This window comes from Mesorhizobium sp. WSM4844 (genome assembly GCF_055811775.1).
Genome location: NZ_JBVVQB010000054.1, coordinates 13,913 through 34,528, shown reverse-complemented (window position 1 = coordinate 34,528; position 20,616 = coordinate 13,913). Strand labels below are relative to the sequence as shown.

The window sequence follows — 20,616 nt, the reverse complement described above, 5'->3', positions numbered from 1 at the left end:
GCCTCGTCGCTTGGCAGGGGGAGGCCGAGAATAGGCTTCCGTTCCTATTCTCCGCCGCCAAGCGAATGGACATAAACCGCAAGTTCCTTGACCTTGACCTCGCCGAGACGCCCAACCCAGGCCGGCATGACGCCTTGCTTTGGCGCGCGAACCTGCGCGGCAATAGCCGTCTCGCCCGCCCCGTAGAGCCAGATCGCGTCGGTCAGGTCGGGTGCGCCAAGCTCCGTGTTTCCCTTTGCCTTATCGCCATGACAGGCGGCACAATTCTCGGCGAAAACATTGGCGCCGGGTATGACCAATGCTTGATCGCCAACAGCGCCGGAGAGACTCGAGACATAAGCGCTGACCTGTCTAATCTGCTCGGGCGTAATGATGTCACCAAAGGCCGGCATTTCCGAAAGGCGCGTGTCGGGGTCGGAGGCAAAGCGGATGCCGTGCGCGATTGTCTGCTGGATCTGCTCGGCCTTGCCGCCCCACAGCCAGTCGTCATCATTCAGGTTGGGAAAGCCCTTCGAACCCTGGGCGCCGGAGCCATGACACTGAACGCAATTGACCTTGAACGCGGCGCCACCGGCCGCGATAGCGAATCCGCGCAACACATCGTCGGCAGCAATCTCGGAGACGGTCTTCGCCTGAAGGGCGGCAACATACTTACCCTTGGCGACCTCGGCCGCTGCCAGCTCATTCTTGACATCGTTGCGGCTGGAATAGGCGAGCACGCCTCGGGTGGCGGAGCTCAGCATAGGCCATGCTGGATAAGCGATAGTGTAGGCGATCGCCCAGACGATGGTGACGTAGAAGGTGATCACCCACCAGCGCGGGAGCGGATTGTTGAACTCCTTGATCCCGTCCCATTCATGGCCGGTGGTCGAGACGCCGGAGACTTCGTCAATGTGCTCACCGCTCACGATCAGTCGTCCTTGAGAGGGATTTGACCAGCTTCGTCGGCTCGGGTCCTGCTGCCGGGACGGAGCGCAAAGGTGATGCATCCGACGAAGAACAGCACCATAACGAGGAGGCCCCAAGTGTCGGCAAACGCCCGCATGAAGTTGTAGGTCATCACCATTCTCCTCAGCGGTAACCGGCGGCTTCGTCGTAGTTTTTGAAATCGACCAGAGTGCCAAGCATCTGGAGGTAAGCGACCAGCGCGTCCATCTCGGTGACCTGTTGCGGATTGCCATCGAAGTCACCGAGCTTGGCCTTCGGATACCGCGCTTCAAGACCGGACGTGTCGACGTTGGGATCGGCCTGCGCCATGAGATCGGCATTCGCGCTCGCGATCATGTCGTCGGAGTAGGGCACGCCCACACGGCTGTTCGCGATCAGGTGCGTCGAGAAGTCCTTCACCTCGATCCGCGTCTCCCTCAGGAACGCGTAGCTCGGCATAATCGATTCCGGCACCACGGAGCGCGGGTCGGTAAGATGCTGGACGTGCCATCCATTCGAATAACGGTCGCCCACCCGCGCGAGATCCGGTCCTGTGCGCTTCGATCCCCACTGGAACGGGTGGTCGTACATCGACTCGGCCGCCAGGCTGTAATGCCCATAGCGCTCGACCTCGTCGCGGAACGGCCTGATCATCTGACTATGGCAGAGGTAGCAGCCCTCGCGCACATAGATGTTGCGGCCGGCGAGTTCGAGCGGCGAATAGGGCCGCATGCCTTCGACCTTCTCGATCGTATTGTCGAGATAGAAGAGCGGCGCGATCTCGACGATGCCGCCGATCGTCACCACCAGAAGGGAGCCGACGAGAAGCAGCGTGGCGTTCTTCTCGATGGCGGCATGTTTGTCCATCAAGCCCATTTGCTGGCTCCTGATCGCGCAGGTCGGACGGCGGCGATGGGACGCGGCATCGGTTTCTCCTCGCGCTGGTAACCGAGGATTGTCATGGCGACGTTCCATGCCATGATAAGGGCGCCGGACAGGTACATCGCGCCGCCGATGGCACGCATGATGTAGAACGGATGCATGGCGGCGACAGTTTCGGCGAACGAGAAAACCAGAAAGCCCTGCTCGTCGTATTCGCGCCACATAAGGCCCTGCATGACGCCGGAGACCCACATCACCGCGGCGTAGACGACGATCCCCAGCGTTGCCAACCAGAAGTGCCAGTTCACTAGTCGCAGCGAATAGAGCCGCTCGCGGTTCCACAACTTCGGCACCATGAAATAGACCGCGCCGAACGAGATCATGCCGACCCAACCGAGTGCGCCCGAATGGACGTGACCGATGGTCCAGTCGGTGTAGTGCGACAGCGAATTGACGGCCCTGATTGACATCATCGGGCCTTCGAAGGTCGACATGCCATAGAAGGCTATGGCCATGACCATCATGCGGATGATCGGGTCCGTCCGCAGCTTGTCCCAGGCGCCGGACAGCGTCATCAGGCCGTTGATCATGCCGCCCCAGGAGGGCATCCAAAGCATGATCGAGAACGCCATGCCGAGCGTCTGGGCCCAGTCCGGCAGGGCGGTGTAGTGGAGGTGGTGCGGGCCGGCCCAGATGTAGAGAAAGATCAAAGCCCAGAAGTGGATGATCGACAGCCGGTAGGAATAGACTGGCCGGTTCGCCTGCTTCGGCACGAAATAGTACATCATGCCAAGGAAGCCGGCGGTGAGAAAGAAGCCCACGGCATTGTGGCCGTACCACCACTGCGTCAAGGCGTCCTGGACGCCGGAGAAGGCTGAATAGCTTTTTGAACCCACGAACGAGACTGGCATCGACAGGTTGTTGATCACATGCAGCATCGCGATGGTCACGATGAAGGACAGGTAGAACCAGTTGGCGACGTAGATGTGCGGTTCCCTGCGCTTCAAAATGGTGCCGAGGAACAGGACGAGGTAGGCGACCCAGACGATGGTCAGCCAAAGATCCATATACCATTCGGGCTCGGCGTATTCGCGGCTTTCGGTGATGCCGAGCAGGTAGCCCGTCGCAGCCATGACGATGAACAGCTGATAGCCCCAGAACACGAACCAGGCCAGATTGCCGCCGAACAGCCGGGCGCTGCAGGTGCGCTGTACGACATAAAGGGACGTGCAAAGCAACGCATTGCCGCCGAAGGCAAAAACCACGCCGGATGTATGCAACGGCCGCAAGCGGCCAAAGTTGAACCAGGGCTCGACGCTGAGATCGGGATAGGCAAGCTGCAGCGCGATGACCACACCAACCAGCATGCCTACGACGCCCCAAAACACCGTCGCGACGGCCCCGTAACGGATTGGACCGTCCATAAAAGCGGAGGGGTCTATCGGAACTGCAGGCTTGAACTCCGTATTGCGCAACAGGATCGCGGTGAAACCAGCTACGGCGAAGAACAACACCCACATATGCTGGCGGAAAGGTTCATCTACGCCGAAACCGGCAGCCACCAGGGCCGCAAAAGCAAACAGGCTTAGAAGCACGATCTCTGTGCCGAATTTCATCGCAAATCCCGATCTCGAATCCGGCGGACGCCAAATCCGCTGTGCATCAATTGCGCAGCCGCCGCCTGCTCGCCCTGATCCATGTCAGGGCCGCCCGTTTTGTTTCCGGCAGCATCGAGTTCGGCGCAATCAGATGGTGGCGAATGAAGAGGGAACGTAGCGGGCCTGCTCGCTCATGGACAAGTGGGGTGGGCTCGGAGCCGGGGCGGGCGTGGAGACGGGCGACACAATGAGGCGTGCCCATTCGAAAAAGCTGGGGCTCTGCGACGAGCTGAAAAGTACTGTCGTGCCTTGCTAAACGTCGCTCGCTTCGAATGGCTCGGGACGGCCAACGCAATCGTTGCGTTGCTTCGTGTCATTCACCGGTTCGAGGAGGGGCAATCTTGCCTCCACCAGCCGCTTGCGCGTCGGCCACCTCGGGGATCAATGCTTCGCCGGCGAGCTGTCCGAAACACTCCTGGCGATTGGTCAGGTGATCCGATAGCGAGCGCGGAAGCTGTCGGGTTCATGCTGCCGCGGCATCACGAAGGGTTATGGCGACATTGCATTCGAACGGCGCCACGAAACGGAGTTGGCGACGCAGACCCCGCAGCTTGGGCCTATCCAAACTGCCGCGCCATTCGGCTGCCGCAACGCTGCTCCAGCCGGCTCATGCTGTCCACGATCACGCGGCGTTTGTTCTCGATCCGGATCACGCCGTCAGCTCGCAATCGCGTCAGCTGGCGGCTCACGGTCTCGTTCGTAAGTCCAAGGAAATCAGAGATGTCGGCACGAGTCAGCGGCAGATCGAACGACGCTGACCTGGCGGCCGGGTCAACACTGGAATCGATATTCCGGGCGATCATGACGAGAAAACTCGCCACCTTTTCCGATGCCGTCTTGCGCCCCAGCGTCACCATCCATTCGCGTGCTGCGTCGAGTTCGTCCAGCGTCTGCCTGAGCAGGCGATGCTCGAGTTCCGGTGATTCCTTCATCATCCGTTCCACGGCTGCCTTCGGAAACGAGCACAGCGTGACAGCTGTTGCCGCTTCCGCATTGATCTCGCTTTCCACCTTGAAGGGTCGTCCCAGAAAATCCGGCGCAAACCGGAGCGCTACGATCTGCTGGCGCCCGTCCGAAAGGCTCTTTGTTAGCTTCACCACGCCTGAAAGCACATTCGAATAGCTGTCGACGGCCTCGGCATCGCCGATCAGTTCGACTCCCGGCTCGATCTTGTGCCGCGTCGAATTTTTGGCGAGCCCAACCAAACGGTCTGGATCGAGCGCACCGCAGACACCACGACGCCTTGCCTCGCAAGAGAGGCAAAGAACGGGAACGCCGGAACTGTGAATGTCTTGCCGTAATGTCATGCCGTCGCTCTACCCTTCTCCCAAGCGCCGACAGAGTAGCAATCTAAGGTAGAAAAATCCTTGCGGCAGTTTGTCCGAGTTGCTGACCGAAATCAGGGCTTTGGCTTGCCAATAAGCCCAGAGTTCCAGCGATGCAAACATGGTGGACCACAACATGCAGTCCGAAATAGCTGCCCAGGTTGGCGAGAACGTCCCGCGCTATACCAGTTATCCGACTGCACCGCATTTCCACGCGGGCGTCAATCCTGCGGTTTATCGTGGCTGGCTGGAGGCGCTTAAAAGTGGCAGCGAGATCTCGCTCTATCTGCACATCCCCTATTGCGACAGACTCTGCTGGTTCTGTGCGTGTCATACCAAGCAGACGCGCCACTATGAGCCGGTGACGGCCTATCTGCGCTCGCTACACGCGGAGATCGCGACGGTTGCGGGTCTCGTCAGCGGCAAGGGCCATGTCCGCGCAGTCCACTTCGGCGGCGGTTCGCCCACCATGCTGAAGCCCGAGGACATGGTGACGCTTGGCGCGTTTTTGCGGGACAGCTTCGATTTTGTCCCGGACACAAAAATCAGCGTCGAGATCGATCCAAACGACATGGATGAGGCGCGCCTTGATGCGCTGGCCGAAATCGGCATGACTAGGGCGAGTCTCGGCGTCCAGGATTTCGAGCCAAAAGTGCAAAAGGCAATCAACCGCGAGCAAAGCTTTTTGCAAACGAAGGCTGTCGTCGACGGAGTTCGCTCCCGCGGCGTCGGTTCCGTCAATCTGGACCTGCTCTACGGATTGCCGCACCAGAGTAGGGAGAGCGTCTGTTCCACCGTAGCGCAGGCGCTGACCCTGGAACCGGACAGGATGGCGCTGTTCGGCTACGCGCATGTGCCCTGGTTCAAGAAGCATCAGACGATAATCAAAGAGGCGTGGCTGCCTGGCCCCACGGAGCGCTTGGCGCAATCGCAACTCGCCGCGCGAGCGATTGTGGACAAAGGGTATGAAGCAATAGGGCTCGATCATTTCGCCCAGCCAGGCGATGCCTTGGCGATAGCGGCCCGCGCAGGGGCTTTGCATCGCAATTTTCAAGGCTACACGGAGGATTGCTGCGAGACACTGATCGGGCTTGGCCCTTCGTCCATCGGCCGTTTTCGCCAAGGCTACGTGCAGAACAATATTTCGACCGCCGAGTACGGAAGTATGGTTGCGCATGGCGGGCTGGCGGTTGTCCGCGGTATCGCCCTTTCCGACGACGACCGCGTTCGCGGCTGGATCATCGAGAGGCTGATGTGTGATTTCGCCTTCTCGGCAGTCGATCTGCTGGAACGCTTCGGCAAAGCCGGCCAGAAGCTCCTTCTTGAGTCGAGTACCATGGCCCTCCACGATCCCGTTCGATTGCTTGAACTGGATGGCGACCGTTTCGTCGTGCCGGCTGAAAGTCGCCCATTCGTCCGAAGCATCGCGGCCAGGTTCGACAAATATTTCCAAAGCGGACGGGCCAGGCACTCGGTTGCAGTTTGAGCCAAAGAGTGCGGTCGCGGTGACGTGCCCCTGTTTGCCTCCATTTGTGAGTGAGCCTGTTCACGTGTGATCCTTGACGGATCGGGTTACATATTCAAGCGGAGTTAGTCCATCGAGGCTCGTGTGCGGGCGGTTCACTCATTGCCTTGATTACTCGGAATCTGAGCCTGCCAGACGCCGCGACTTCTCCGGCATGCTGGACGTCGGCAAACCTTCTTTTCTGGCCTTGGCAAACGCTCGGTCGCCTTCCAAAAACCCCGCCAGCATGAAAGGGATGAGTTCCGCCACCGTTTCAGACTCGCCATAGGCCTGACGATAAAGGGCAGCATACTCCTTGAGTGCTCGGCCCAACTCCGCGCTGACGGTGATGGTAATCTTCGAAGGTGTTCGGTCTGGAAGCTTTCCAAGTTTCAAGTTGGCCATATTCACTCCCGCTCAACTCGCGTATGGCCGTAGCACCAGATCCTTGTGCACGATGACGCGCAGTGGCCAACCTGGGCGGATGGTGATGGTGGGCTGAACATTGAGGTTCTTCTCGGTGATGCGCTGGCCGGCTTGACTGACGTTCTGCTGAGTGGATTCCCGGATCGCTTTGACCAGATCGCTTTCGTTTTCTCCAAAACTTAACTCGGTGCCGACGCCCAGCAATGTGGCCAGCGCGACTCCCTTAATCAGCTGCCAGGTGTGGAAATCGATCGTGTCCTCGAGCCCGGCATAGCCGGCAGTGTCTGTCGCCGGCAGATTGTCGATCTCGATCGAAGAACCGTCTGGCAGTATTATTCGCTGCCAAACCAGAAGCGCCCGTTTTTGCCCAAAAGCGACGACGCTGTCATAGGTCCCGATCAGCCGCGAGCCTTGCGGGATAAGCAGGATGCTGCCGGTGAGCGTGTCGTGCACGTTCTCGGTGACCTGCGCGACGACAAACCCGGGCAAGTCGGAATTTATGCCGGTGATGAGACTTGCGGCGATCACGCTGCCGGCCATGAGCTGATTTGGCGAAGCTGGCGTCTGCAATGCATGCGGGTTGTAGATCCCGCTGGTGTTGCGCTGGCTGACAAAATCGAGCTTGCGTTGTTGATTGTTCTGATCGCCGTCAGCCGGGGCAACGGAATCTGACGGCCGAGCGGCATCAGATTGCGGAGGCGCCCCGAACGGCTGCTGGGCACTTTTCGCATTACCGCCGATGCCCGCCTCCTCGGGTTGATTTTCAATGCGGAAGAAGACTTGTGATTCGCGCGCCTCAATCGCCTGCTGGGCAACACGCTGCTCCTCGGCGGAGTTGTCCTGCCCTGGCGCGATGCCGAGCTGGCGCCGCCGCTCAAGGATGGGGCGACCGAGGTCGCCCGGCAATGGTGGTCCAAGCACAGGATGGTTCGGCTTCACTCCGGAATAGTCCTTGGGAAGTGTTTCAAGTCCTTCAGGGGTTGGCTTGCGGTCAGTGTTGTAGAGATCTTCCGCCTGTTCTTTGAAGCGAAGCGCCGGTCCCTGCAGCGCCATCATCGTGACGCCCAGGATGGCACCGGACCCGACGGCAGCGATGGCGATGATCACGCCGCGCCTGAACCGCACGGCCCGGCGGGGCGAGGCCCGTAACTGCAGCTGCTCGGGATCGAGTTTTGGCGGAGCATTGGTTGGGGAAGTGTCGGTCATAAGGACCCTCTCCTCACCTGCTGGAGCGCGCAAAGAGAGATACGCGACGCGGCGGTTGCCGGCCGTCCGTCCTTGTGATGCGCACCACTTGCTGCTGCTTGGTGCCGAGGCGTAGTTCGGCCGCGGCGAAGAGCCGATCGACAATGTAGTAGTTGCCGCGCATGCGGTAGTTGACGAGCTGGTTGTCCCCGTCAGAGCCGACGATGAAGAGTGGCGGGGCCTCTCCCTGGTCTATGCGGCGCGGGAACTCGATGTAGACCTTGCTGCCATCATCGAAGGCTCGCGTCGGTCTCCAGGGCGGTGTGTCGCCCCTAATCGAGTAGCGAAAGCGAATGTTTTCGAGCGCCACGTTCGACGCCACCGGCATGGTAGCCTCGGCCTGAGCGTTACGCTGGCGGAGCGCGACGATTTGGTCCTCGCTGTACGTCCAGGAGATCGCCGCCATAGCGGTCTTATCGGTGCTTTGAAGCTGCAAGTGGTAGGTGCGTCGTTCCGTGGTGATCACCAGATTGGTGCTAAGCCCCGGCGCGAAGGGTTTTACCAGCACATGGGTGCGCTGGTCGTCACCGGTGCCGCTGACGGTATCGCCGATGACCCAGCGCACCGTGTCGCCAGCCGACACGGCTGTCAGTTTCTCGCCCGGCTGTAGGGCGATATCGGTGACGCGCTCCGGCGCGGCATAGAGCTGATAAAGCGCGCCATCGGTGAAGGGATAGACCTGCACCGCATTGACGTAGCCGTACCGGGTGGGTTGCTGCGTCGCCGCCTTGTTGGCGTCGGCGACGCGTTCTTCAGGAGGCCGCTTGTCGTAGGCGATTTTGCCCGGTTCTGGCTGCAACTGGCCGGGGAGCGGCAACGGCCTTGGCACCTCGACTATCTTGACCGGTGTCTCTGGCGCCTTCTCGATTGCCGCTGCTTTGAAGTCGGCAGCATCATACGAGATTTCAGGCGGCACCGGCTTCGATGCGCAGGCCGAGAGAACTGCTGCCGATGCGGATAGGATCAGCGCGGCACGGAACGATTGGGCTCTATTTCTCATCGGCGGGCTCCTTCGGGGAAACGGATGTCGGTGCGGCACTGTCGAGCTCGCGCGACCAGTCGATGGCGTTGATGAATACACCGAGCGGATTGTCGCGCAGCTGATCCGTATTGCTTGGCGGGCGGATCACGATGGTGAGGATCGCGGTCCAGCGCGTGGTGCTGGCAAGGCTGCCGCGCTCAAAGACCTGCTCAGTCCATTTGACCTGGAACGAGCTGTCGGAAGCCCTGACCACACTGGTCACCTGGACGGACACGCTGCGCGTTCCGATCTGATCGAAGGGATCGTTCGCCTTGGCGTACTCATTGAGGAAGAGTGCCGCACGGTCGGTGGCAAGGTCGTAAGCCGCCAGCCAGTTCTGCCGCACCAGCACCGGATCAGTGGAGACGGAACGGACATTCTGGATGAAGCGGCCGAGGTGCCAGGCTATCTCGGCGTCGGAGGGCTCGTAGTCTTGGATAGCCGGCGCGACGGCGCGTGCCTCGCCGAAGCGGTCGACCTCCACGACGTAAGGCACAACACGGCTCTGCATCGACTGCCATACGAGTCCGCCAGAGAGCCCGGTCGCCAAGGCCAGACAGCCGAGGGCCATGAGCCGCCAGTTCCTAGCCTGTACTCGAGATGAGCCGATGCGCTCGTCCCATAGCTGGGCGGCCTTTTGATACGGCGTGACCGGTTCGGGTGTCTTGCCGTAACGTTGAACGGGTCGCTTGAACAGCATCTAGTCATCCTTGTCGTTGAGAGAGGGATTGGCGCTGCCTCCCGGCCTGTCGCCTTCACGGACAGCCTGCATGGCGGCGTGGCGGTGGGCACGGGCGGTCTGTTCGGAACGCAAGCGCCTTGCCCACGTCGGAGCGGCATTAGGATCTGCAGCGGTTGGGTTTCCAGTCATGGACGCGGTGGGCGCACCACCGGTCGCGGTCCATGCCGCTTCCCGGCCGGCATCGGCGCTGCGCCCGAACGTTCCCGCGGCAGCTCTTGCTGCTCGCATCGCGGCGCCGCCGGCGGCACTGGTCACGCCCTGCAATCCAGCAGCCACACCGGACAGGCCGGTGTGGGGCGAGGTTGCTCGCCCGATCTGCCAGGCCGTTAAAGGAGCCGATCCCATCGTTGTGCCGGCCCGAATTGCGGCGAGACTGCCGCCGGCTGCCATGCGCGCGCCAGCAAATGCCGTGCCTCCGGCAACGAGCGATGCACCAGCAGCCGCCGCAGTCGTGCCAAGTGCGGCGCCCGCGCCAAGCTGCGGCGCGCCGGACACTAGACCCGACGCGATGCCGGGCCCAAAGATGCCGAGCCCAAGCAACGCCAGCGCGCCCAGCACCTGTGACATCGCGGCGGCCAGGTCCGGCTCCTTGCCTTGCAGCGCGGAAGCAAACTCGCCGAAGAGTGTGGAGCCGATGCCGACGATGACGGCAAGTACCATCACCTTGATGCCTGAAGAGATGACATTGCCGAGCACGCGTTCGGCCAGAAACGCCGATCGATTCCAGAGTGCGAAGGGAACCAGAACAAAGCCGGCAAGCGTGGTGAGCTTGAACTCAAGGATTGTGATGAACAGCTGAATGGAAAGGATGAAGAAGGCGATGATGACCAGGAACCAGGCCATGAGCAGCACGAAGATGGTGAGCGCGTTGCCGAAGATTTCTGGAAAGCCGAGCAGCTGACTTGCCTGATCAAGCAGCGGCCAAGCGCCTTCGAAACCGGTCGCGGCGATGCGGCCCGGGCGCAGGAGATTGTCTGGGGAGAGATTGCCGGAGGACGCGTTGATGCCGAGCCCGGCAAAGGAGCGATAGATGATGTCGGCGAGGTTCTTAAAATTATTCAAGATGAAGGCGAAGACGCCGACATAGAGCACCTTGCGGGTAAGCCGGCCGAGAATGTTGGGCTCGTCGCCGAGCGCCCAGGCCAGCCCGGCCAGCGTGATGTCGATGCCGATCAGGATGGTGGTGAGGAAGGCGACGTCGCCCGAAAGCAGACCGAACCCGCTATCAATGTAGCGGATGAAGGTCTCCATGAAGCGATCGATGACGCCAAGGTCGTTCATGCCGCCGCCTTCCTGGTCAGAGTTGGTGATCAGTTGCCGGGATAGGCCGAGCCGGTACCCAGGAAGCGCTTGGTTGTCTCGCGGGCGGCTTCCTCGGACTGCGCCTTGCGCGCGGCATCCTCGGCCTCAGCTCGAAACTGAGTCGCGAGCAGCGTTTGGATCTGCATCTGCTGCTTGGTTGAAAGCGCGATCAGCTGGTTGGTGGCCTGGCTTGCCTGAAGCGCACCGGCTGCCCCTTGGCTGCGGTTGACGAGATCGGCAAGCAGGTCGCCGTCGGCGCGGACGTTCTCGACGATCTGCGACTGGGCCCGCATGGTCTGGCGGAACGCCTGCATGGCGCTCTGCCAGCGCTCGCGCGCAGCGGTTGCCACATCGCTGACCTTGGTCGTGGCCTCGTAGCTTTCTGGATATTGGCTGCGCCACTGGTCTTGAAGCTTGCCCAGATCAAAGCTGAGGCCACTCGCCTGGTCCATCAAACCGTCAATGCGATGGAGCGAACCGGTGAGTTGGCCCACGGAAGAGAAATCCAGACGCTGAAGATTGCGCGCCATGTTCTGCAGCATGGTTGCCTGGTTCTGCAGCGACTGGATCTGGTTGTTGATCTGCTCCAGCGCGCGCGCCGCCGTCAGCACGTTCTGCGCATAATTGGATGGATCGAACACGATAAGGGCGTAGGCCGGCTGCACATAGTCGGCCATTGGCTTGGCGATCAGGGAAACGGTGATCAGGCTGGTGAAAAGACGGCGTCCAATCATGAGGATTGCTCCATGTCTGGTTGAGGGAATTGCTGGAGAAGCTCGGCAGCCCAATCGAGGCCGCGCGCGCTCAGAAAGCGGGAGGCAAAGCTGTCTTGCCCGTCTTCGGACTGGATTTTGTCGATCAGGGTCTGCGTCGCCGGATCGGAAGCGCCGCAAAGCGCAAGAGTGATGGGGCCAAGCCCGAGCTCGAAGAGACGGTTTCCGCTACGCGACTGAAGATAGTAGTGGCGCTTCGGCGTGGCGCGGGCGATCAATTCGATCTGCCGCTCGTTCAAGCCGAAGCGCTCGTAGGCTGCCCGCGCGTGCGGTTCCACAGCACGATCATTGGGAAGGAAAATGCGCTGGGGGCAGCTCTCGATGATCGCCGGCGCGATCGAAGAGCCCGCGATATCAGCCAGCGATTGCGTAGCGAAGATCACCGAAACATTCCGCTTTCGGAGCACCTTCAGCCATTCGCGGATACGGGCGGCGAAGAGCGGATTGTCGAGATAGACCCAAGCCTCGTCGAGCATCAGCAGCGTCGGCCGTCCACCGAACCGCTCTTCAAGACGATGGAACAGGTAAGTGAGCACAGGCAGCACAGCGCCTTGGCTCTGCATCAGCTCTTCCGTCTCGAAACACTGCACATTCGATAAGGCCAGCCGATCATCATCGGCGTCGAGCAGGCGGCCGAAAGGACCATCGAGTGTGTAGGGCATCAACGCGGACTTCAGCCTGTTGGACTGAAGCAGGACCGAAAGGCCGGTCAGCGTGCGTTCCTGCGCCGGCGCGGTGGCAAGGCTGGTGAGTGCCGACCAGATTGCCTCCTTCACCTCCGGCGTGACGGTGACATTCTCATGGGCAATGAGGCCGGCAATCCACTCGGCTGCCCAACTGCGGGCAGCCTGGTCGCCGATATTGCGCAGGGGCTGGAAGGCGAGCGCACCGTCAGCACCCAGCGCGTGGTGTTCTCCACCCGTGGCAAGGACTGCCGCGCGCGCCGAATTGCCTTTGTCGAAGACATAGACCTGCGCGCCGGCATAGCGCCGGAACTGCAGTGCAATCAGGGCAAGCAGCACCGATTTGCCGGCGCCGGTCGGGCCAACGATCAGCATGTGGCCGACATCGTCGACATGGGTGGATAGCCGGAATGGTGTCGACCCGTTGGTCTCTGCGAACAGAAGTGGCGAGGCCTCTCGCTGGGTGACCTTGGCGAGATGCTCGTTCGCCGTAGGACCTGCCCAGACCGACGACAACGGCATGAGATGCGCAAGGTTCAATGTGTGAACGAGCGGCTGGCGAATATTGGCATAGATATGACCAGGCAGCGAGCCGAGCCATGCCTCGACCGCATTGACGCTTTCGCGGATGGTGGTGAAGCCGAGCCCATTGATGATGCGCTCGACCGCGCGAAGTTTCTCCGCGGCGGCTTGATGGTCCTCATCCCACACTGTCACCGTTGTGGTGAGATAACCGAAGCCGACATGGTCGCCGCCCAACGCCTGAAGGGCTGCGTCGGCATCGAGCGCCTTGTTGTCGGCATCGCTGTCGACCAGCGGGACAGGTTCGTTGGTCATGACTTCGCGCAGGATGGCCGCGATCGATTTGCGCTTGGCAAACCACTGGCGGCGCAACCGTGTCAGCGTCTTCGTGGCTTCCGTCTTGTCGAGCGGGATGAAGCGCGTCACCCAGCGATAGGCGAAATCCCGATGATTCAACGCGTCGAGAATTCCGGGCCGCGTGAGATTCGGGAATCCGAGGACGGTAAGGGTGCGAAGATGGTGTTCGCCGAGCATCGGCTCCAAGCCGCCGGTAAGCGGCGCGTCGACCAGGATGCCGTCGAGATACATCGGTGTTTCCGGGACAGCGAGTGGATGGCGGCGGGTCGAGATTGTGCCGTGCAGGTAACTCAGGGTCTCGGCATCGTCGAGCACGCGCACCTCGGGCATGAAGCCGGACAAAAGATCGAGGACCCGGTCGGTCTCGTCGCGAAACCGCGCCAGCTCCTGGGGCCAGTCTCTCCCGCCGCCAGATTGGTGTGCGTCAACGAGCGCGCTTTCAGCCCTCGCCCGTGCGTCCGGGGGCGGCATGAACAGCAAAGTCAGATGATAGCGGCTCTCGTAATGCGCGACCTTGCCCTCGAAGGCCGCGCGTCGTTCTTCATCGACCAGCCAAGACGCGGCGTCGGGAAAGGTTGAGTTAGGATAGCCGAGCGCCTCTATGCGCTCGGCGTCGAAGAACAATGCCCAGCCGGAGCCGAGCCTTCTCAACGCGTTGTTTGCCCGGGCGCAGATGCCGACAAGTTCTGCTTCCGTCGCGCTTTCGAGATCGGGCCCGCGGAACCGTAAGGTCCGCTGAAAGCTGCCGTCCTTATTGAGCACGATGCTGGGCGCGACGAGCGCTGCCCAGGGCAGATGGTCCGCAAGTTTGTCGGCTTTGCTGCGGTATTCTGACAGGTTCAGCATGCCAACCATCCCTTCAGACGAAGGTGACGAACGAGCACGCTGGCGAAGTCTGGATCGCGTCTTGTGGCAAAGACCGCCAGCGTGTGGCCGGCAATCCACAGCACCAGCCCAGCGATCCACTGCTGCAAACCGAGGCCGATAGCTGCGGCCACCGTGCCGTTGAGGATCGCCACCGCTCGCGGTGCACCGCCCAGCAGGATGGCTTCGGTCAATGCCCGGTGAACGGGAACCGCAAAGCCCTCAATATGCTGCTCTCCAGCGGCCATCAGACGAGTGCTCCGCCGCCAAAGGAGAAGAAGGAGAGAAAGAAGCTCGATGCCGCGAAGGCGATCGACAGCCCGAAGACGATCTGGATCAGCCGGCGGAAACCGCCTGCGGTGTCACCGAAGGCAAGGGTTAAGCCCGTGGTGATAATGATGATCACGGCGATAATCTTGGCGACCGGTCCCTGTACAGACTCCAGGATCTGCTGCAGCGGCTGTTCCCAAGGCATGCCGGAGCCTGCTGCGCGGGCTGAGACCGTGAGAACAAGCACGAGCGCGGTGGACGAAAGAAAGCGAAGCTTCTTGCACATGAATTGGCCTTTCAAAACTGCTGAAGTTGCGGGAGCGTCAGTTGGGTGACGGCGTAATCGCCGCTGCCGTCGAGACCGGTGACCTCGGCGATGGCGTCAACGCGGCGCGAGGATCCGCGCCCGGCGATGAAGACAATCAGATCGATGGCATCGGCGATCAGACGGCGTGGTACAGTGACGACGGCTTCCTGCGCGAGTTGCTCGATCCGGTAGAGGGCGGAGCGCGCCGAATTGGCGTGAACCGTTGCGATGCCGCCGGGGTGGCCAGTGTTCCATGCCTTCAGCATATCGAGGGCTTCCGCACCCCGGACTTCGCCGACGACGATGCGGTCGGGCCTGAGCCGCAGCGTCGAGCGTACGAGATCGGCAAGCGTCACCGAGCCCCGTCTTGTCCTAAGTGCAACGCAGTCCTTGGCAGCGCACTGCAGCTCGCGTGTGTCTTCGATCAGGATCACCCGCTCGTCGCATTCCGCGACTTCGACCAGCAGCGCATTGGCGAGCGTGGTTTTACCCGACGACGTGCCGCCTGCGACCAATATGTTGCGCCGCTCGCGCACGGCCTTCCTCAGCGCATCGGCCTGCAGCGGCAGCATGATTTGGTCGGCGACATAGTTGGCCAACGTGTAGAGTTTTGCGGCCGGTTTACGGATGGCGAAGCATGGCGCCAGAACGACTGGCGGCAACAGCCCCTCGAAGCGCTCGCCCGAGGGCAGTTCGGCGCTGACGATCGGACTACCCGCATGCGCCTCGGCACGCACATGGGAAGCGACCAGGCGAACGATGCGTTCCGCCTCGGATGGGTGCATATGCACGCCGGTACCGACCCGACCTTCTCCCAGCCGGTCGAGCCGCAGCGCACCGTCGGGGTTGACCATCACCTCGACAACAGATGAATCGGCAAGGGCCTCAGCGATTGCCGGGCCCATGGCGGTGCGCAACATGGCACGATGGCGATGGTCGACCTCCGGATGAGAACTCATCCTTCCCCTCCCCCGCCACTATCCGTCCCAAGCGACCGTTTGCCGGAGGCGATCTGGCGGCCCACTTGCTCGACGAAATTGTCGAAGCGCTCCTGGGCAATCGCCTGCGTCGCCCTGTCCGGGACTGGCGTGTGAGCATGAAGCGTGATGGAAAAGCGAATGAAGAGCGCCAGGCTCTCTAGGATCATCTCGACGTCGCGTCTGACATGACCGAGGTCACGAGAAAGACGGTCGAGCCTTACGCCGTAGCGCCGGTCGAGCTCGTTCTCGCCACGCCGCTCGATAAAGGCCTCGACTGCCTTCGCCACGATCGCTGATTTGGTCGTCGATGGATCGCGGTTGAGGTCGTCCAGTTTCTTGCTCAGGTCGGGTTCGAGCAGAAACTGATGACGAATGCGCTGAGGGCTCATGTGGCTCGTTCCAACTGTCCCAGCGCTGTTGCGCGGGCGGGAACGAGCATCGGCGACTTCCTCGAAATTGCTTATGGCCGTTATCTACGCTGATTTGCGCTCTGCCTTCGGCAGCTTCTTTCAGAAGCCGGGTACGATGTCCTTGTTGTCGCCCGTTCCCTCGTTGATGCCATAGGCGCGTGCGGCAGTGGAAATTCGGTCCATCACGCGCCTGTCGGCAACTGCCTCGCTATCATCGTCCGCGGGCTTGAGCAGGTCGTCCCGATCGGGCTCCAGGGTGACGGCTGTATGCTCTTCAGGCAGACCCGGATGTCGCTGTTGCTGGACACCTCCTTCATCTTCAATTGCCTCGCCCGCGCTTTCGCCGCCGCCAGCAAGACGGCGGTCAACGCCCCGCACCTGCCCGATCCAACAGTCCGGGCGCGGTACTGGCCGATCCGCGTAAGCGCCGCCGCGCAATACCGGCGCAGAAAGCACGCGCTCGGTGAAATTTCGATCCTGGTAGTAGCGCAGCTTCTTTGCCCGGATCGGCGGCAGCCCTGAAACCAACACCAGTTCATCGGCTTGCGGCAACTGCATCACCTCGCCCGGTGTCAATAGTGGGCGGGCGGTCTCCTGGCGGCTAACCATCACGTGCGACAGCCAGGGGGCCAAGCGATGGCCGGCATAGTTGCGCATGGACCTCAGCTCCGTTGCCGTGCCGAGCGCGTCCGAAATGCGTTTGGCCGTGCGCTCGTCATTGGAGGAAAAGGCAATCCGCACATGGCAGTTGTCGAGAATGGCATTGTTGTCCCCATACGCCTTGGAGATCTGGTTCAAGGATTGCGCGATCAGATATGCACGGATGCCATAGCCGGCCATGAAGGCGAGCGCGGTTTCGAAGAAATCAAGGCGACCGAGCGCCGGGAATTCGTCCAGCATCATGAGCAGTTGATGCTTCCTGCTCTTCTTAGGATCCCCCTCCAGCCGCTCCGTCAGACGCCTGCCGATCTGATTGAGCACAAGTCGCACCAGCGGCTTCGTGCGCGAGATGTCCGATGGCGGCACGACCAGATAGAGTGACATCGGTCGCTCGGCATCCAGGAGGTCGGCAATGCGCCAGTCGCAGGCTGATGTCGCTGCCGCCACGGTAGGATCGCGATAGAGGCCGAGGAACGACATGGCGGTCGAAAGAACGCCTGAACGCTCGTTCTCCGACTTGTTCAACACCTCGCGAGCTGCCGAGGCCACGACAGGATGGACCTGGGGCTTATCCGCCGCGCCGAGATGGTTGGTCGTCATCATCCGCCGTAGTGTCGCGGCAAACGAGCGTTGCGGGTCCGACAGGAAGGTGGCGACGCGAGCGAGCGTCTTTTCCTCTTCGGCGTAAAGCACGTGCAAAATGGCGCCGACCAAGAGTGAGTGACTGGTTTTCTCCCAGTGGTTCCGCCGGTCCAGCGCGCCTTCCGGATCCACCAGGATGTCGGCGATGTTCTGGACGTCGCGGACCTCATCTGGACCTTTTCGTACCTCCAGCAGCGGGTTATAGCGCGCCGACCTCGGATCGGTCGGATTGAACAGGAGACAGTAGGAGAACTTCGAGCGCCAGCCGGAGGTCAACTGCCAGTTCTCGCCTTTGATATCGTGAATGACGGCCGAGCCGGTCCAGGACAGAAGAGTTGGAACAACCAGTCCGATGCCCTTGCCTGATCGTGTTGGGGCAAAGGCCATGACGTGCTCGGGCCCGTCATGGCGCAGATAGCGATCCTTCAGCTTGCCTAGGAAAACGCCGGCCGGCCGAAACAGCCCTGCCGTCTCGATCTCGTGAGTCGCGGCCCACCTTGACGAGCCATATGTGGTGACCGACCCGAGCTGTCGCGCGCGCCAGAGCGAGCCGGCGATCGCGGCGGCACAGCCCACCAACCCACTGGCGCCGGCAAGCGCACCGGCCTTATCGAAGACCTCGGGCGCATAAGCGTCGAAGTGGAACCACCATTCGAACAGTTTCCACGGCTTGTAGATCTGCCAACCAGCCGCGACTAACCATGGCGCGCCGAGTGGCGGTTGATGGCCGAGCATGTGGGCGCACCACTGCGTGGCCGCCCATACGCCGAGTATCACGATTGCGAACACGACGGCGATCTGCCCAATCAGCAACTTCGTAGGCGTCATTGGCTTGCTCCGCAGTTCTGGACATGCGGGGCCAAGCATCGCGCGGTGCGATGTGAACTGAAATGCACACTACGCACGACCAGGTGCGATGAGGGAATGGGCAGGATCGCTCAGACTGGAACTTTCGGTGGAGCAAATATGCCCATTTGGCCGCAGACCTGATCTGCGTCTCGTCGACATCCTAATGCCGGTGACGCTTTGAAGTGTATTTCCGATGGACGCATGCCACCTGTGAGCGCGTCACAATCATTCGACGGTGACCGATTTTGCGAGATTGCGCGGCTGGTCGACATCTTTGCCCATGGAGACCGCCGTATGATAGGCAAGAAGCTGTATCGGCAGCGAGAAAATCATAGGTGCGATAATCTCGTCGACGGCCGGCAGCACGATCGTATGCATCGTGTCGAGTTTCGACGCAGCGGCCCCATTTTCATCGGTGATGAGGATAATCCGCCCTCCACGGGCGGCCGCTTCCTCCATATTGGAGACGGTCTTGTTGAAAAAGCGATCATGTGGCGCGATGACGATCACTGGCATGTTCTCGTCTATCAATGCGATCGGACCATGCTTCAATTCGCCAGCCGCATAGCCCTCAGCATGGATGTAGGAAATCTCCTTGAGCTTTAGCGCACCTTCCATCGCCAGTGGGAAACTGGTGCCGCGGCCAATATACAGGACACCATGACACTTTGACAGTTCGCGCGACAGGAGCTCGATATCTGGCTGGATGCTGTTCAGTACCCGGCCCATGACGCCCGGCATTTCGGCAAGGCTCCGGACGAGCGCCTTCACCTCATATTCAGTTAGCGTTCCACGGTCCTTGGCAGCGCCGATGGCGAGTGTGGCCAGAACCGCAAGCTGGCACGTGAAAGCCTTGGTGGAGGCGACGCCGATCTCCGGGCCGGCAAGGATCGGGAAGATCGCGTCGGCCTCCCGAGCGATGGTCGATTCGCGGGAATTGACGACAGCGCCGGTTTTCAGCCCACGCCCCTTGCAGTACCTCAGGGACGCGAGCGTATCGGCGGTTTCGCCGGATTGCGAAATGAAAAGAGCCGCCGATTCCGGCGGCAACGGGATCTCCCGGTAGCGGAATTCGGACGCAACGTCGATTTCGACCGGCAGGCGCGCATAGCGCTCGAACCAGTATTTTGCGATCAGTCCGGCCAGATAGGCGGTGCCGCAAGCCGAGATCGCCAGACTCGGGATGCTGGCGAAATCTATGCTCGAAACCGCATCGACGCGATTCCCTTCGAAGTTGATGTAATGACCGAGCGCACGGGCGATGACCTCGGGCTGCTCGTAAATTTCCTTCTCCATGAAGTGGCGACGGTTGCCCTTATTGGCCAGGTATGCCCCGGCCGTGGAAGTCTGGCGCGGACGTTCGACGGGATGGCCATCGAAATCGAAGATATCGGCGCCTGCCTTGCCGATAACGGCCCAGTCGCCGTCGACGAGATATGTGATTGCATTTGTGAAGGGAGCTAGCGCCATGGCGTCGGAGCCCAGGAACATCTCGCCGTCGCCGTGACCGATCGCCAGCGGTGGTCCATTGCGCGCCGCCATGATGGTCGACGGATCATCCTCGAAGAGAATGGCAAGCGCGTAGGCGCCCCTGACGCGCTTCAGCATGGCGTGCATTGCCTCACCCCGCCCCATGCCCTCCCGGCGGTGTCTTGCCAAGAGATGCACGACGACCTCGGTGTCGGTGTCGGTCTGGAACTCGGCGCCCGCCGCCACCAGTTCGTCCTTCAACTCGGCGAAATTCTCGATAATGCCGTTGTGAACGACGGCCACACCGTCCGTAAAGTGCGGGTGCGCGTTGCGCTCAGTCGGTGCCCCATGCGTTGCCCAGCGCGTGTGTGCGATGCCGATGGTGCCACTCAGCGGCTCTTCCTTCAACCTCGTCTCGAGATTGATGAGCTTGCCCTTGGCGCGCCGGCAGTGCAACGAGCCCTCGGTGATGGTGGCAACGCCGGCTGAGTCATATCCTCGATATTCGAGACGCTTCAAAGCGTCGACCAACCGATCCGACACCGGCTGATGCCCAACGATGCCAACAATCCCGCACATGATCGTCTCCGAATTCTTCCCCGTAGCCTCAGCCGACCCGAAGGGCACCGCCCGGCGCTGAGCCTCCTAGTAGAATTCGGTAAAACAGGTAAAATCGATTGTTGGGATGGCTGCCATCCAGCCAGTGGATAGAAGAGGACGTGTTGACCAGCGAGAAACGGTACGCGCGTGCCGGCTTGCGTCCACCAACCGCCAGTTGGGACGAGTTTCCGTAGTCG

19 protein-coding genes are annotated in these 20,616 nt (G+C 61.2%); 1 reads left to right on the top strand and 18 read right to left on the bottom strand.

Going from position 1 to position 20,616, the window contains the following annotated elements:
• Positions 1–44: 44 nt before the first annotated feature.
• The 5 genes from ccoP to AC0L2A_RS29165 all read right to left on the bottom strand — a co-directional run bounded on the left by ccoP (position 45) and on the right by AC0L2A_RS29165 (position 4,774).
• Positions 45–908 (bottom strand): cytochrome-c oxidase, cbb3-type subunit III, encoded by an 864-nt coding sequence (ccoP, locus tag AC0L2A_RS29185; protein WP_473491875.1) that lies wholly within the window; start codon positions 906–908, stop codon positions 45–47.
• 2 nt (positions 909–910) lie between these two features.
• Positions 911–1,060: a cbb3-type cytochrome c oxidase subunit 3 gene (locus AC0L2A_RS29180; protein WP_473491877.1), complete on the bottom strand. Its 150-nt coding sequence runs from the start codon at positions 1,058–1,060 to the stop codon at positions 911–913.
• Positions 1,061–1,071: 11 nt separating this feature from the next.
• On the bottom strand, positions 1,072–1,803 hold the full coding sequence (gene ccoO / locus AC0L2A_RS29175; protein WP_473491879.1) for a cytochrome-c oxidase, cbb3-type subunit II: 732 nt from the start codon (positions 1,801–1,803) through the stop codon (positions 1,072–1,074).
• Complete coding sequence (gene ccoN, locus AC0L2A_RS29170; protein WP_473611731.1) at positions 1,794–3,425, bottom strand: cytochrome-c oxidase, cbb3-type subunit I; 1,632 nt, start codon at positions 3,423–3,425, stop codon at positions 1,794–1,796. Before ccoN ends, ccoO begins: the two co-directional genes overlap by 10 nt.
• Positions 3,426–4,024: 599 nt before the next feature.
• Positions 4,025–4,774: a Crp/Fnr family transcriptional regulator gene (locus tag AC0L2A_RS29165; protein ID WP_473611730.1), complete on the bottom strand. Its 750-nt coding sequence runs from the start codon at positions 4,772–4,774 to the stop codon at positions 4,025–4,027.
• Between the two features lie 154 nt (positions 4,775–4,928).
• Here AC0L2A_RS29165 and hemN point away from each other — a divergent pair, with 154 nt between their 5' ends.
• Positions 4,929–6,278, top strand: coding sequence for an oxygen-independent coproporphyrinogen III oxidase (gene hemN / locus AC0L2A_RS29160; protein ID WP_473611728.1), 1,350 nt, complete (start codon positions 4,929–4,931; stop codon positions 6,276–6,278).
• Positions 6,279–6,428: 150 nt separating this feature from the next.
• Here hemN and AC0L2A_RS29155 read toward each other — a convergent pair whose 3' ends face one another.
• The 13 genes from AC0L2A_RS29155 to glmS form a co-directional block, all read right to left on the bottom strand.
• A complete protein-coding gene (locus AC0L2A_RS29155; protein WP_065010512.1) occupies positions 6,429–6,701 on the bottom strand; it encodes a DUF2274 domain-containing protein in 273 nt (90 codons plus the stop codon).
• A 12-nt stretch (positions 6,702–6,713) separates the two neighbouring features.
• Positions 6,714–7,928 (bottom strand): TraB/TrbI/VirB10 family type IV secretion system protein, encoded by a 1,215-nt coding sequence (locus AC0L2A_RS29150; RefSeq protein ID WP_473611727.1) that lies wholly within the window; start codon positions 7,926–7,928, stop codon positions 6,714–6,716.
• 13 nt (positions 7,929–7,941) lie between these two features.
• Positions 7,942–8,967, bottom strand: a complete 1,026-nt coding sequence (trbG, locus tag AC0L2A_RS29145) for a P-type conjugative transfer protein TrbG (RefSeq protein WP_473611726.1) — start codon at positions 8,965–8,967, stop codon at positions 7,942–7,944.
• Positions 8,957–9,688: a conjugal transfer protein TrbF gene (trbF, locus tag AC0L2A_RS29140; RefSeq protein ID WP_473611724.1), complete on the bottom strand. Its 732-nt coding sequence runs from the start codon at positions 9,686–9,688 to the stop codon at positions 8,957–8,959. The genes trbG and trbF overlap by 11 nt, the downstream gene beginning before the upstream one ends.
• Complete coding sequence (trbL, locus tag AC0L2A_RS29135) at positions 9,689–11,011, bottom strand: P-type conjugative transfer protein TrbL (protein ID WP_473611723.1); 1,323 nt, start codon at positions 11,009–11,011, stop codon at positions 9,689–9,691.
• A 29-nt stretch (positions 11,012–11,040) separates the two neighbouring features.
• Positions 11,041–11,766, bottom strand: coding sequence for a P-type conjugative transfer protein TrbJ (trbJ, locus tag AC0L2A_RS29130; protein WP_473611722.1), 726 nt, complete (start codon positions 11,764–11,766; stop codon positions 11,041–11,043).
• Positions 11,763–14,213, bottom strand: a complete 2,451-nt coding sequence (trbE, locus tag AC0L2A_RS29125) for a conjugal transfer protein TrbE (protein WP_473611720.1) — start codon at positions 14,211–14,213, stop codon at positions 11,763–11,765. Before trbE ends, trbJ begins: the two co-directional genes overlap by 4 nt.
• Positions 14,207–14,479, bottom strand: coding sequence for a VirB3 family type IV secretion system protein (locus AC0L2A_RS29120; protein WP_473491893.1), 273 nt, complete (start codon positions 14,477–14,479; stop codon positions 14,207–14,209). The genes trbE and AC0L2A_RS29120 overlap by 7 nt, the downstream gene beginning before the upstream one ends.
• Complete coding sequence (locus tag AC0L2A_RS29115) at positions 14,479–14,787, bottom strand: TrbC/VirB2 family type IV secretion system protein (protein WP_008871922.1); 309 nt, start codon at positions 14,785–14,787, stop codon at positions 14,479–14,481. The genes AC0L2A_RS29120 and AC0L2A_RS29115 overlap by 1 nt, the downstream gene beginning before the upstream one ends.
• 11 nt (positions 14,788–14,798) lie before the next feature.
• Entirely contained in the window at positions 14,799–15,767 is a 969-nt protein-coding gene (gene trbB / locus AC0L2A_RS29110; protein WP_473523856.1) for a P-type conjugative transfer ATPase TrbB, read from the bottom strand.
• Entirely contained in the window at positions 15,764–16,177 is a 414-nt protein-coding gene (locus AC0L2A_RS29105; RefSeq protein WP_473611719.1) for a CopG family transcriptional regulator, read from the bottom strand. Before AC0L2A_RS29105 ends, trbB begins: the two co-directional genes overlap by 4 nt.
• Before the next feature lie 120 nt (positions 16,178–16,297).
• Positions 16,298–18,328 (bottom strand): conjugal transfer protein TraG, encoded by a 2,031-nt coding sequence (locus AC0L2A_RS29100; RefSeq protein WP_473492063.1) that lies wholly within the window; start codon positions 18,326–18,328, stop codon positions 16,298–16,300.
• Positions 18,329–18,574: 246 nt separating this feature from the next.
• Complete coding sequence (gene glmS, locus AC0L2A_RS29095) at positions 18,575–20,398, bottom strand: glutamine--fructose-6-phosphate transaminase (isomerizing) (protein WP_473611718.1); 1,824 nt, start codon at positions 20,396–20,398, stop codon at positions 18,575–18,577.
• Between the last annotated feature and the right edge of the window lie 218 nt (positions 20,399–20,616).